Below are 14103 nucleotides of genomic sequence, written 5' to 3' on the forward strand. Positions count from 1 at the left end.
AAATTCTCATGGCTTATCTCCAGTTGCGTCATGTCTACAAGTCTTACCAATCTGCAATGATGGCGGTGCAGGATGTCAGTTTGGAGATCCAAGCAGGAGAATTCATTTCTCTTTTGGGGCCGTCGGGCTGCGGTAAAACCACCATCCTGCGCATGATTGCCGGATTTGAGCCCATCACCAGCGGCGAGATTTATTTGGAAGGGCGGGATATTTCCCGACTACCGGCCAATCGGCGCGATATGGGCATGGTATTCCAGTCCTACAGCCTGTTTCCCCACATGACGGCCGCGCAAAATATTGCCTTTGGCCTACGGTTGAAGAAGGTGTCGCCAGCGGAGCAAAAAGCGCGAGTCGCTCACATGCTGGAGCTGGTAGGGTTGGGAAATATGGGCGATCGCTACCCGCACCAACTGTCTGGCGGACAGCAGCAGCGCATTGCCCTAGCACGAGCGTTGGCGATCGCCCCTCGGGTGCTGTTGTTGGACGAACCCCTGTCAGCGTTGGATGCTCGCGTTCGCGTCCAGCTCCGTAACGAAATTCGCCGCATTCAGCAGCAGCTCAATATCACCACCCTGTTCGTTACCCACGATCAGGAAGAAGCGCTCTCCGTCTCCGATCGCGTGGTTGTCATGTCTCAGGGTCGCATTGAGCAAGAGGGTACCCCCGAAGAAATTTACCTTGCGCCCAGTACGCCGTTCACCGCCTCCTTTATCGGTGCGATGAACCAGATTCCCGGTTTGTGGGAACAGGGGCAGGTCCGCATTACGCCCAATCCCCAGTCTGATGTTCCCGATGAGCGACTGCAAACGCAGCCCACCGATCTGGCCGATGGTACACCCGTGATGGTGCTGGTACGCCCCGAAAATATTCAGCTGTTGGGCGATGAACCGACCTCGGCGATCGCCAATGTTTTGAGCGGATTGATTGCGAGTCGGCTATTTCTGGGGGCGGTGGTTCGCCTGTCGGTGCTGACGGGCGACTTTTACCTCAAGGTAGATGTTCCAACCGATAAGGCCGAGCAATACCAGTCAGGGCAGGTGGTGCAGATGGGCTTTGCTGCCGAACAGTGCCGAGTCTTGCCAGCCGACCCCGAACCCAAGCGCGAAACGGCTCAACCTAGCAAGCAACCCAGCCTGCAAGATTTTTAGCGTTTCGGTTGGCGCAGAGTTCCGGTTCCTATTGCAAGAAGGCCCGACCTCGTTGGAGATTGGGCACTTTGCCGTCGTGGTTTGTGTAATATCAGTTCTCTAAACGGCCCTCACCTCCCTAACCCTCCTCTCCCAAATTTGGGAGAGGAGGGATTCTGAACGGAGAACAGCGGGATGTGCTGATGCTGGAGGGCGATCGCCCTCTACTGGTTCATTCCAGTAACGTCGAGCCAGGAATCGCCGTTGATGGGCGCAATGTACTGACGGTTTGCGCGAACGTAGCAGGGGCTCGTCTCACCAACGGTAGAGCCGCCGGATGGCCGAACCCGCAACCAGGGCGAGCCGTTCTGCCGAATCACGGCATCATTTTGCTCAAATACGGCTCGGAGCAGAGTACCGGGTGCCAGCCGAGCCTGAACGCGACCATTGGGTGTGGCGCGGCAATTTAAATAGGTAGGATCGGGGTCAACAACCAGCCAGCGAGTGACCTGATAGGTGTTGCCGCGATTGCCGCGCATGACTGCGGTAGTGTAGTCACCGTTGCGATTGGGAGAGGGAACTTCGGCCATTTGGGCAGAAGCAGGAACGGACAGACCAGACAGCACTGTGGCGATCGCGGCTGTGGTCAACATAATTTTTCGAAGCATATTAAACGCTTTTTGGTTGTTTGTGCTGAACAAATTGAACTACAGCGTTGCTCCTGATGTTTCCAGAAAGGTACTTGTATCCCTTGCTGGTGCAAGGTTTGAGGGCGATCGCAGCTTTTCTTCAATCAGAGTTAATTTCTTCTATTGACGAGCCTCTATTGAATAAGCTGAAGTTATCATTCGTGCTGAAAACTTGTATGCCAGTCCCCGGCTTGCCATGGATCATTCTGAAAAAAAACGTATAGACTTAGTCTTATGCAAATTTGATTTGCGATTGAATTAAGTCAATGACCATGTTGAGCATTATCTCAACTTGAGATCGCGATGTGTGATCTCAGCTTGGAGATAGTGTCCTGGCTACGAACCGTTGGCGTTTCACCTGGATACAGCTTAACTCTAGAGCCTTTTTGCAACTCGTTCATTTAGTTAGCAGCGACCATATTGGGGCGCTGGAAGGAGATTTTATGTCTAATTTTGCGAATGTGTCTCGGCGCAAGTTTTTGGTCACTGCTGGAGCCTCGGCGGGAGCCGTATTGCTGAAAGGCTGTGTAGGCAACCCACCTTCAGCGACAGCCCCGGTGGCTACGAATGTTGCGGCGTCTCCATCTCCTGTTACGGCGGGCGATACGCCAGAAACCACAACGATTAAATTGGGCTACATTCCCATCGTGGAATCGGCAGCCATGATCATCGCCCAGCAAAAGGGGTTCTTTGCCAAGTATGGAATGACTGGCGTGGAGTTATCCAAACAGGCCAACTGGGCTTCTGCGCGAGATAACGTGACGATTGGCTCTGGTGGTGGCGGCATTGATGGGGGCCAATGGCAAATGCCCATGCCTCATCTCATTAGCGAAGGCATCATTACTAATGGCCAAAAGGTGCCCATGTATGTGTTGGCTCAGCTCAACACTCAAGGGAATGGAATTGCGATCGCTGGAATTCATGCTGGTAAAGGATTAGGCGCAGATATTGCCAGCGCAGCCGACTATATCAAAGGCTTTCAGGCAAATGAGGGCCGTAAGTTCAAAGCTGCTCACACGTTCCCCAACGTCAATCAAGACTTTTGGATTCGGTATTGGTTTTCAGCGGGTGGAGTCGATCCAGACAACGACATTGATTTACTCGCCGTACCTCCTGCCGAAACGGTGCAGGGTATGCGCAACGGCACCATGGATGCCTTCAGTACCGGCGACCCCTGGCCCTATCGCATTGTGGCGGACGAAATTGGCTTCATGGCGGCACTCACCCACGAAATTTGGTCCTTCCATCCCGAAGAGTACTTGGCAATTCGGGCTGACTGGGTAGATGCCAACCCCAAGGCGACCAAAGCATTGCTCAAGGGCTTGATGGAAGCGCAGCAATGGTGCGATGACCCCGCCAACCGAGCTGAACTGGTGCAAATTTGCTCCGGTCGCAACTTCTTCAACATTCCTGCCGAGATTCTGACACCGCCCTACAAAGGCAACTACACCATGGGCGATGGCAAGGCCGCCTTCAACGACATTAACGCTGGGCCGCTGTACTGGAAAGATCCCAAGGGCAGTGTGTCGTACCCCTATAAGAGCCATGACCTGTGGTTCCTAACCGAGAGCATGCGTTGGGGCTTCCACAAAAACACCCTCACTGACTTTGATGTGGTTCAGCGCATGGTTGACTCGGTGAACCGTGAAGATTTGTGGCTTGAAGCGGCCAAAGAAGCCGGTTTTAGCGATCTTCCCACCAGCACCTCCCGTGGAGTGGAAACCTTCTTCGATGGCATCAAGTTTGATCCGGCTAACCCCGAAGCATATTTGACCAGCCTAGACATCAAGCGGGTCTAGAAATTCATCGAGGGTTGGTTGAGGATTTCCCCGCGTTGGGTTGTCGAGGCTTGGTGCCGAGGTTACCAACCCTCCCATTAGCTGAATTTGCGATTGGAGTTGTGTGTAGGGTGCTTCGCCGCCTGCGCACAGCACAAACGCACCAAATTTGGTGACCCTGCGCAAGTCTTGATCATCTAAAAAGGCGGCCAGTAACCGTGTGGCTGAAAGGTTTTCCCTTTGGATTCCTCTTTCACAGCTCCATGGGAATAGTTAACACGAGATAGGTTAAAGCAACATCATGGTTCCTAACACAAAAGCCCGGATGCAATCACGTTCGAACTCGGTACTCTCGCCACTACAGCAATTTTGGGAAAAGCGAGGTGCCGATCTATTGCCACCCATCATTGGTGTTGCAACATTCTTGGTGATTTGGCAGTTGGTGTCGTGGTCAGGCTTGACGCGTTTGCCAGGCCCGTTGAGCCTGTGGACCGATCAACGCACGCGGGAGCTGTTGCTCTATCCATTCTTTGATTTGGGCGGGTTGAACAAAGGTTTGTTTTGGCAAACGTTGGCCAGTTTGGGTCGGGTAGCTCAGGGCTATAGTGTTGCCGCAGTGGTGGGTATTTCGGTTGGCGTTTTGGTGGGAACCAATCCCTGGTTGAATAAGGCGACTTATCCCATCTTTCAGTTTTTGCGGATGGTAGCACCGTTGGCCTGGGTGCCGATCGCCCTGGTGGCATTGCAACAAAACCAGCCCGCTGCCATCTTCGTGATTTTCATTACGTCAGTGTGGCCCATCCTCATCAACACCACAGAAGGCGTGCGGCAAATCCCCGATGACTACAACAACGTGGCGCAAGTGTTGCAACTGTCTCGCAAAGACTATTACTTGAACATTCTGTTTCCCTCGGCGTTGCCTTACATCTTTACGGGTTTGCGGATTGCGATCGGTCTGGCCTGGTTGGCGATTATCGCGGCTGAAATTGTGATGTCGGGCATTGTGGGCGTTGGCTTCTTCATCTGGGATGCGTATCAGCAGAATTACATCAGCGAAATCATTTTGGCGGTGCTGTACATCGGTGGTGTGGGTTTGTTGTTGGATCGGGCGATCGCCTTCTTGCAGTCCAAAATCGCTCCGGCTCGTAAGTAGTTCGTTGACTGTACGCACACGACATTGAGGAAACGCCGATGAGTCTTTTAGTTGCAGCAGACCAGGTAGAGAAAGTGTTCTCCCTGGCGGATGGAAGCGAGTACATTGCCCTCAAGGGCATTGATCTGACGATTAAGCAAGGTGAGTTTGTTTCCTTTATTGGCCACTCGGGGTGTGGCAAATCGACCCTGCTGAACATGATTGCGGGTCTATCGTTGCCTAGCTCTGGCGTGATTACGCTGGAGGGCAACCAGATCAAGAAACCTGGCCCCGATCGCATGGTGGTGTTCCAAAACTATTCCCTGTTGCCATGGCGCACGGTGCGCGAAAACATTGCCCTGGCGGTGAACACGGTCTATGGCGACTTGCCGAAAGGCGAACGGCAGGCGATTGTGCAGGAACACATTGACCTGGTGGGCTTGCAGCACGCCGCCGACAAAATGCCCGACCAGCTCTCGGGTGGAATGAAGCAGCGGGTGGCGATCGCCCGAGCCTTAGCAATTCGTCCCAAGCTGTTGCTGCTGGATGAGCCCTTTGGTGCACTGGATGCGCTGACTCGCGGGAATCTGCAAACCCAACTGATGCGCATTTGCGATGAGAATAACGTGACGGCGGTGATGGTGACCCACGATGTGGATGAAGCCGTGCTGCTGAGCGATCGCATCGTTATGCTGACCAACGGCCCCGGCGCGGAAATCGGCAATATTTTGGAAGTCGATATTCCCCGACCTCGGAAGCGGATGGAAGTGGTGGAGCATCCCAGCTACTACAGCCTGCGCAGCGAAATCATTTACTTCCTCAACCAGCAGAAGCGGATCAAGAAACTGCGGGCACGCAAACATGCGGCGATCGCTCGTCATGGTCTGGAAAAAGTAAACCTGGACATTGGCTTTGTGCCATTGACCGCCTGCGCTCCGGTGGCGATCGCCAAAGAAAAAGGCTTCTTTGCCAAGCACGGGCTGGATGAAGTGAACTTGGTGCGCGAAACCAGCTGGCGCGGCATTGTGGATGGCATTGCTGGAGAATATCTAGATGCGGCCCAAATGCCCTCGGGAATGCCGCTGTGGTTCTCCCTCGGTGGCCACCAAAACCAGCCGCTGCCTGTGGTCTCGGCGTTGACCATGACCCGCAACGGCAACGGCATTACCCTGGCACGCCGCTTTTACGAGCAGGGCATCCACAGCCTAGAAAGCTTCAAAGCCATGCTGCAGGAAACACCAGGTCAGCACCGCATGGGTATGGTGCATCCATCGTCGATGCACAACTTGCTGTTGCGCTATTGGCTGGCGGCTGGCGGCATCGACCCCGATCGCGACCTGTCGCTGCAAACCATTCCCCCCGCGCAAATGGTGGTGGATCTGAAGGCCGATACCATTGATGGCTTCTGTGTTGGCGAACCCTGGAATCTGCGGGCGGCGATGGATGGTGCAGGCTTTACTATTGCGAGCGATCGCGAAATTTACGATGGGCATCCCGGCAAGGTGCTGGGCGTGCGGGAAGATTGGGCCAGTGCTTACCCCAACACCCACATTGCACTTACCAAGGCATTGCTGGACGCCTGCCGCTACTGCGCCGACCCCGAAAACGAACTAGAAATTCGGCAGATCCTCTCGCGGCGAACCTACTTGGGCACGCCGATGGAATATATCCAGTTGGGCAATCCCAGCAGCCAGGTGTGCGAGCTGAATCAGCCCATGCGGGAGTATGCGCATCATTTGTTCTTTGGCAATGGGGCCAACCGTCCTAGCCGGACGGAGCACCTGTGGCATATGACGCAGCTGGCTCGGTGGGGCGACGTGCCATTCCCACGCAACTGGCTAGAAATTTTGGAGCGAATTGTGCGAGTGGATGTGTACAGCACGGCAGCTCGGGAACTGGGCCTGCTGGATGACAAGTTTACTCGCGGCAGCATCCATCTGTTTGATGGCACGGATTTTAATGCCGAAGATCCGATTGGCTATCTCAACAGTTTGGCGATCAAACGAGACATCACAATTGCCGAAGTCGTGCTGGATGGTCGTCCGGCGATCGCCGCCTAGCTGCTTTGCGTCGCTCCACTCTGATATTGACAAGCTGGTCGTCCTGTCTTGAAAAGCTTTCTCTGGAGAGCTTTTCAAGACTTTTTCTCCCATTCCACGATTCAGTGAACCTCCTACCTGCATTGCTTTTTGAAGGATGAGTCATTGCACGGCACCCCTGCCCAATGACTCATGCAGGAGGTCTAGTATTGACCACTCCATCCACGTCAACCACCGTTGAAAAAACCCTATGCATCCCAACTCGATTACTCCCTTTCAGCTCGATCTGGCATCTCATTCCGAATCAGCCTATCGGTATTCATCGACCGAGAATCAAAACTTTCTGGTATTTGACCATGTGTCTAAATCCTATCCGACTGGAAAAGGGGTTTATCCCGTTTTGGAAAATGTGAACCTCACCATTCGGCAGGGAGAATTTGTGTGTTTGATTGGTCATTCGGGTTGTGGTAAATCTACGTTGCTGAGTCTGGTGTCAGGCTTTCAGCATCCTACCGATGGTTCTGTCACCTTAAAGGGACAAAACATCCTCAAGCCAGGTCCCGATCGCATGGTGGTGTTTCAAAACTATGCGCTGCTACCCTGGCGCACCGTGTTTGAAAATGTTTACCTAGCGGTGAATTCCGTATGGCCTAACAAGCCCGAAGCCGAAAAGCGGGCGATCGTGCGCGAACATTTGGCCATGGTGGGCCTCACTGAGGCCGCAGACAAAACGCCGGATCAAATTTCTGGCGGTATGCGACAACGGGTTTCCATTGCCCGAGCGTTGGCCATTCGTCCTGAGGTGTTGATTCTGGATGAGCCGTTTGGGGCGCTGGATGCCATCACCAAAGAGGAGTTGCAGGAAGAGCTGCTGAAAATCTGGAATGATCATCGCTGCACGGTGCTGATGATTACCCACGATATTGATGAGGCGCTGTTCCTGGCCGATCGCCTGGTGATGATGACTAACGGCCCCGCTGCCACTATTGGCGAGGTGATGGAGATTCCCTTTGAACGACCGCGCGATCGCGACCAAATTATGGAAGATCCCGAATACTATCGCCTGCGTAACTACGCCCTCGACTTCCTCTACAACCGCTTCGCCCACGACGAGTAAGCTTCTAAAAACTATTTATTCCGTGGGCCTGAATAAAACGCATTCGCCCTCACCCCCGAGTTCCCTCTCCTAAATTTGGAAGAACCAGGCAGTTGCTCTCCTGCTCCCAAACTTGGGAGCAGGGGTTGGGGATGAGGGCGGTTCGGAATACATTTGAGATGGAGCTTATCGAACCGATGGCTGGGTTGGTGCCTCGCGCTTTTGTACCGCCGCCAACGAGTTGAGGATCAATGCCCCAACAATTAGCACCATGCCCAAAAACTCCAAGCCCGTTGGCACTTCTCCCAATTGCAACCAGGCGGCCAGCACACCCACCACCGGAATCGCCAACGTTCCTAAACTAGCGCTGCCCGTTGACAGGTTGTTGAGCGCGTATACCCACAGCAACCAGGCGATCGCCCCACCGGGAATGACGTTGTAGACTAGCGCGGCAATAAACGAGGGCGTCCACATCACGGGAGGAGCCGGAGCCAGCCATGCAATCAGCAGCAGCGGTAAACTGCCAAACAGCATTTGCCATGCGGTGAAAGACAGCAAATCGACTCGCGTCCGCTGATTTAGCCGCTTGGCCACAATCGAGCTAATCGCCCAGCAAATGCCAGCGCCAACGGCCATGCCTTTACTCGCTAGGTCATCGCTCAGCGTAAACGGCACCAAAATCATCACTAATCCCGCGAGTGACAGCGCCAAACTCCACCACTGTTTTCCCTGTGGCCGCTCCTTCAAAAATGCCCAGGCCAGCAGCAAGGCCCAAAACGGCATCGTGTAGTTGAGCACGGCAGTCTTTCCTGCGCCGCCATTCACCAGCGCCCAGGTAATCAAGCCAATCGTTCCTGTCACCTGGAGAATTCCAAACAGAGCCGTTTCAGGAATGGCCACTGGCTTGAGCGGTTTGCGCAGCGCAATCATCACCCCAAATAAACTTAATGCGCCAAACAAGGTGCGCATGGCCGCAAAGTCGAACGGTGGTGCATCCCGAACGGCAATCTTCATCACCACCCAGTTGTAGCCCCATACGATCGCCAGTCCGGCAAGGGCCAAAATTGCCGAGAACTGGGCTCGGTTGGATTCAGTTGATTTTATGGTCAAGCGAGTACACAGATAGAGTGCAAGTACAGGCCCACGGTCTGTAGACAGATCAGGCTACCAGATTGGGCCAGGTTTGGCGATCGCACACGACACAGTTCAGCACAAAACCAAGGGAATCGTTCTCGAAGCGCACGCAAAACTGGCGAATCGAAGCCGCAAACGATTGGGAATTCCTGAATTCTCTCAAAAACGGAGAGGGGGGGATTCGAACCCCCGTTGGGTGTGACCCCAAACTTGATTTCGAGTCAAGCGCATTCAACCGCTCTGCCACCTCTCCAGGTGAAGCGATTATTATTCTACTCTGCATCGGGCATTATGGTGCGTTGAAAGTTGGTTTTTGGGGACCATTCAATTGCACCTTCTTGTTCGGTGGTGAAAAATTGAACGGTTGGATAGGCGGCTGCGATCGCATCAGAACCCTTGCTGCTGCTGGCGATCGCCACATTGGGTCGGACTGCTGCGAGCAGTTCAGCATTGTCAAATTTGCCCAGAGACCATATCACCGTTGCGGCAGAAAGCAGCTGGGGTGGAACCGCATGTTGTCCTTGGTTGCCAATCATGAGCCAAATTTGCTCCCCCAGTTGAAACCGCAGCATCAGCGGATTTAAGTTCACCAGCCGAACCGGAGTTGACCCCAGCGCGATCGCCTCTCCATTGGGCAAAAAGTGAGCCTGACCCTGCCGTTTGCCCAACTGCTGAAGTAAACTCTGCTGCTCCGCATCGCCGGGATCGAGCGCCGAACCCGATGCGTTATACAACGCCCGAATCGGCATCTTTTTCAAAATTTGCAGCCAACCAGGAGCCTGGGTTCTGAGCTGAGGCGCGATCGCCCATCGAATTTCATTCACCCCCTGCTTTCGCAAAAACGGTAGAACAACGAACTGAGCGTCGCGATCGCTCATCCCGCCAATCAATCCCACTTCATCCCGCTTTTGAATCACCATCACTGGCGCATCTGCTGTGGCCAAAATCGTGGCCTGAAACCGTTGCTGCACACCCAGCCACGCTGGAATGGCCACCAGCCCAACACAGCCAAGGCTAACAATCCACCAAAATCGCTGTACTCCGGATACCCACCACACCAGCGCAAACAAGCCGTAAAGAATCGCTACTTGGCCGACGCTAATCGTCCCTGTTGCAAACTGGCTTCCAGGTAACTGGCCCACATGCTCTGCCATCCAAATCAACGCAACGGTTGGAAACTTGAGCAGGGCAGCTAACCAACCGCCCACAGCGGGTAAAACAATGGCGACTGCCCCGCTGATGGCTCCGCCCAACGTAATGATGGATATCAATGGAGCCGCCACCACGTTCAAACCGATGCTATAAGGAGAGATCACGCCAAACACGTACAGTTGCAGCGGGATCGTCCACACGGTTGCTGCGATCGGCACGGCAATGGATGAGCCAAGCACAATGGGTAACCAGTCCAGCCATTTCATCAGCGTCGGCACTAATACCAACAGGCCCAACGTTGCCAAAAAGCTCAGTTGAAATCCTAAGTCCCAAATCCACAGCGGATTGATGGCCAGCAGCACGGTTCCTGCCAGTAATAGAGAACCCAACGGATTCGTTTTGTGCTCTAGAGACATGGCCAACAGCACAGCCAAGCCCATCACGGTTGCTCGTAGCACCGAAGGCTGCATTCCGGCCAAACCTGCATATCCAATGAGCAACACCGCACCCAATATGAGGCGCGATCGCCCAGATAAGTTTTGGGTTAAAAACAAAAAACAGCCCAACAGCAGTGATACATGAAAGCCCGAAGCTGCCAACGTATGTGCCAAGCCCACACTGGCAAACGTATCCCGCAAGTCGAACGGAACATCGGCCCCGCCTTTGCCCAATACCATGCCGCTCACCAATGGCCCCTCGGGTTGGCCCAAGCCCTGTAAGTGCGATCGCCCCACCCGCTGACGCACCCACCACAGTCCGTATCGAATCGGCTGTACTACACGCCGCGAGAGCGATCTCTTCTCCCCAAACCGACCACTCCCATCCAAGTTCTCAACCGTTTCGCCAAACGCACCAGTAAAGATGCCACTCCGGGCCAAATAAGCCTGAAAGTCAAACCCACCCGGATTCACAGCAGGTTTTGGGTCATACAATCGGCCTCGAATCGCTACCATTTGCCCCGGATACAGAACCCGATTCGGCTCTGTCGGAACCGTAACATACACTTTTCCTACAACCGAATGTGCTTCAACCCCGGCGGCCTCAAAATCAAACGCAGTCGCCTGAAATGTATCTAGTACAAACTGGGTCTTGCCGCTCCGAGTCAACCGAGGAGCGGTATCTAGAAAGCCATAAATCGTTTGACTTTCGCTTGGCGACGTGTTCAGCAAATGGTAAACATCATGCCCTCCCAACACTGGAGTTCGCACTTGCAAATGCAAGCTGGCCAAGCAGCCCACGATTCCGGCCACCAGCCACACACTGCCTCTTGGCCCCATTCGCCAAATGTGAGGCAGCGCGATCGCACCCACCAGCCCAACCGCCAACATTCCCAACCCGCTAGCCGGAATGCCCCACACCTGGCCCAGTACACCCGCAAGCAGCAGACCGATGATGTAACTCAGGCAAATGATGGTTCCAGCGATCGCACCCATATGGCAATTCGTCCCAATGCATCCTTGCCACCCAGAATGCCCACATTACTTCTCAACAAACAAAAAAGGCACACATAGGTGCGCCTCTTGTTCAATCAATTGGGAATAAGAAAAGAGCGATCGCTAAATCGACAAACCCAACTGCACACCAAAAATGCCGTGGATCAGCAGTAGCGCCAATGCCGCGCTCCCCAAATAAGCATGAACCGTCCGAAAGCCTTTACCCTTCGAAAACCCAAACGCAGCAATTAGTCCATTCACCAAAAGCAGCAAAATCGCCAACGAACCCGTCCAAAAATGTGGGCTCTGCAAAATGGGCTGCTGTTGCATCACCAGCGACAGCACTCCCCCCGTATACCCCAACGAAATAAACAAAAACATCATTCCGGCCACCTTTTTGTGCGCTGTGCGCTTTTCAGCAGCCAACGCATCGTTGGTCGCAGTCAAAATTCGACCCTGCCAGCCCGTAATGGCCGCAAAACTACCCATCACCAACACCACAATTCCCATCATGGCCGGGTGTCCCCAATGCACAATCGGTTCCGGCATATTCAAACTACGAAACCACGCGGCAATTGGCTCCAACCACGCGCTCAAGCTCGCTCCCAACTCAGACACTGCGTTTCTCCTCTCTAATGCCTCAACTTGAACTGCTTAATCAGTTGAACCGAAATCCACTGCTCAACCCAGAACCTACACATCTTAATGTGTAAGCCTTGTTTAAGAAATATTAAGCATATTCTAGGCCAATTCCATGCATAGGCATGAGCAAAAACGACAGGACTCGCACCTCAAGCAAGTACGGCTGGCTCCGCCCTCAACAACGGAAAGCCCAATTCTTCGCGCTGCTTAAAATACAGCTGAGCAACTTGACGCGCAAGGGTCCTCACACGACCAATGTATCGAGTCCGCTCAGTCACCGAAATCACACCCCGAGCATCTAATAGATTAAACGTGTGAGAACACTTCAAAACATAGTCATAAGCAGGCAAAACTAAACCCAACTCCATTAGTCGTTTTGCTTCTTCCTCATACAAGCTAAACAGCGTGAACAGCTTATCTGAATCCGATGCTTCAAAGTTATAGGTTGAGCCCTCAATTTCTCCTTGCAGGTGCACATCTCCATAGCTCACGACATCGTTCCATCGAATGTCGAAAATAGAGTTAATTCCCTGCAAATACATCGTCAACCGTTCAAGGCCATAGGTAATCTCCACTGAAACAGGACGGCAATCAAGCCCACCACACTGTTGAAAATAGGTAAACTGCGTGACTTCCATCCCATCTAACCAAACTTCCCAGCCAACTCCCCACGCACCAACTGCTGCATCCTCCCAGTTGTCTTCCACAAACCGAATGTCATGATCCTCTGGCTTAATGCCCAGCGCACGCAGCGATTCTAAATAAATTTCTTGAATATTATCTGGCGATGGCTTGATCAAAACTTGGTACTGATAATAATGCTGCACCCGGTTTGGGTTCTCACCGTATCGCCCATCACCTGGTCTCCGGCAAGGCTCCACATAAGCAACCGACCACGGCTCAGGACCAATCGCCCGCAAAAAAGTGTGAGGACTCTTCGTTCCAGCCCCCTTTTCAGTGTCATATGGCTGAACAATCAAGCAGCCGCGCGCACTCCAAAACTCGTGTAGCGTTGCAATCACCGACTGAAAATTCACAACAACCCATCCTCCCAAACTCAATTCAATTCCCCATTCTCTCCTAGTTTGCGCGTTCTGCTCATACCTATGACAGCCCGCCTTACCTCTTTAAGAGGTAAGGCTAGTTACTACATTTTCTGGACACCTTCTCTTACTTCAATCAACAGCCATTCGAATTAACGTCAGTTTCGTTCAGCGGCTTGCCAAGGTTTAGACACGCACTTTTTATCCAAGACTGACGTTAAATACGTCTGGGTCGGAATGACCTCACGCAACCAACCTTCTCTCTCTGCACATCAGATCAGAGAAGTATACTTCTTTGATTCCTTAGCCCAACCAGGGCTTGATTCACCTGTAGAAATCTCTCAAAACCCTTACCTCGTAAAACTTTGAGACATATCCAGGATTTTTTAGATAAGGGGCTTGACGAGATAAGGTGGAGGTAGTTATATTAGTAAAGCGGTCGAGGCGGTGCCGAGCGAAAGTGAGGCGAGCGCGAGACTTGCGACCGAACCTAGAAAGCTGAATAGTTTGAGAGACAGGATAGCACCTAACGCTTGGTAAAGCAATAGGTCTTAAATTGAACCGAGTGATTTGGTCATTATTTTTGTATTGACTGATGAAGAGGGGAGATTTAAGCGACGTCAAGGAAAGAAGAAGCCGGTAATAACTGGTGACAGGTTCAGCGGTGATATTTTTGCGAGAGAGCAAGGGTATTACTGAATTGACATGTTGATAACATGGAGAGTTTGATCCTGGCTCAGGATGAACGCTGGCGGTCTGCTTAACACATGCAAGTCGAACGGACGTTTTCGGACGTTAGTGGCGGACGGGTGAGTAACGCGTGAGAATCTGGCCTTAG

General features: G+C 53.0%; 10 protein-coding genes, 1 tRNA gene and 1 rRNA gene. 6 read left to right on the top strand and 6 right to left on the bottom strand.

What is annotated here, in order from left to right; translation table 11 throughout:
* Positions 1-8: 8 nt before the first annotated feature.
* Positions 9-1148, top strand: coding sequence for an ABC transporter ATP-binding protein (locus ACQ4M4_RS19320; protein WP_430686091.1), 1140 nt, complete (start codon positions 9-11; stop codon positions 1146-1148).
* A gap of 203 nt (positions 1149-1351) precedes the next feature.
* Here ACQ4M4_RS19320 and ACQ4M4_RS19325 read toward each other — a convergent pair whose 3' ends face one another.
* Positions 1352-1795 (bottom strand): hypothetical protein, encoded by a 444-nt coding sequence (locus ACQ4M4_RS19325; protein ID WP_430686092.1) that lies wholly within the window; start codon positions 1793-1795, stop codon positions 1352-1354.
* Between the two features lie 464 nt (positions 1796-2259).
* Between ACQ4M4_RS19325 and ACQ4M4_RS19330 the strand changes: the two genes are divergently transcribed.
* The 4 genes from ACQ4M4_RS19330 to ACQ4M4_RS19345 all read left to right on the top strand — a co-directional run bounded on the left by ACQ4M4_RS19330 (position 2260) and on the right by ACQ4M4_RS19345 (position 7882).
* A complete protein-coding gene (locus ACQ4M4_RS19330) occupies positions 2260-3615 on the top strand; it encodes a CmpA/NrtA family ABC transporter substrate-binding protein (RefSeq protein ID WP_430686093.1) in 1356 nt (451 codons plus the stop codon).
* Positions 3616-3919: 304 nt separating this feature from the next.
* On the top strand, positions 3920-4747 hold the full coding sequence (gene ntrB / locus ACQ4M4_RS19335) for a nitrate ABC transporter permease (RefSeq protein WP_430686094.1): 828 nt from the start codon (positions 3920-3922) through the stop codon (positions 4745-4747).
* Between the two features lie 38 nt (positions 4748-4785).
* The gene (locus tag ACQ4M4_RS19340) at positions 4786-6786 is read left to right on the top strand and encodes a nitrate ABC transporter ATP-binding protein (RefSeq protein ID WP_430686095.1); all 2001 of its coding nucleotides are present in this window, start codon (positions 4786-4788) and stop codon (positions 6784-6786) included.
* A 229-nt stretch (positions 6787-7015) separates the two neighbouring features.
* A complete protein-coding gene (locus tag ACQ4M4_RS19345) occupies positions 7016-7882 on the top strand; it encodes a nitrate ABC transporter ATP-binding protein (RefSeq protein ID WP_430686096.1) in 867 nt (288 codons plus the stop codon).
* Positions 7883-8047: 165 nt separating this feature from the next.
* On the opposite strand, the gene ACQ4M4_RS19350 is transcribed toward ACQ4M4_RS19345, so the two are convergent.
* The 5 genes from ACQ4M4_RS19350 to glyQ form a co-directional block, all read right to left on the bottom strand.
* Positions 8048-8971: a DMT family transporter gene (locus ACQ4M4_RS19350; RefSeq protein WP_430686097.1), complete on the bottom strand. Its 924-nt coding sequence runs from the start codon at positions 8969-8971 to the stop codon at positions 8048-8050.
* Positions 8972-9161: 190 nt separating this feature from the next.
* Positions 9162-9248: transfer RNA gene (locus tag ACQ4M4_RS19355), tRNA-Ser, on the bottom strand.
* A 19-nt stretch (positions 9249-9267) separates the two neighbouring features.
* Positions 9268-11580 carry a ComEC/Rec2 family competence protein gene (locus tag ACQ4M4_RS19360; RefSeq protein ID WP_430686098.1) on the bottom strand — a complete coding sequence of 771 codons (2313 nt, stop codon included), beginning with the start codon at positions 11578-11580 and terminating at the stop codon, positions 9268-9270.
* A gap of 123 nt (positions 11581-11703) precedes the next feature.
* On the bottom strand, positions 11704-12198 hold the full coding sequence (locus tag ACQ4M4_RS19365; protein ID WP_430686099.1) for a DUF4079 domain-containing protein: 495 nt from the start codon (positions 12196-12198) through the stop codon (positions 11704-11706).
* A gap of 173 nt (positions 12199-12371) precedes the next feature.
* Complete coding sequence (gene glyQ / locus ACQ4M4_RS19370; protein WP_430686100.1) at positions 12372-13259, bottom strand: glycine--tRNA ligase subunit alpha; 888 nt, start codon at positions 13257-13259, stop codon at positions 12372-12374.
* A 719-nt stretch (positions 13260-13978) separates the two neighbouring features.
* Between glyQ and ACQ4M4_RS19375 the strand changes: the two genes are divergently transcribed.
* Positions 13979-14103 (top strand): 16S ribosomal RNA (locus ACQ4M4_RS19375); the annotation flags it as partial.

Source organism: Leptolyngbya sp. AN02str, from assembly GCF_050565595.1.
Taxonomy (GTDB): domain Bacteria; phylum Cyanobacteriota; class Cyanobacteriia; order Elainellales; family Elainellaceae; genus Kaiparowitsia.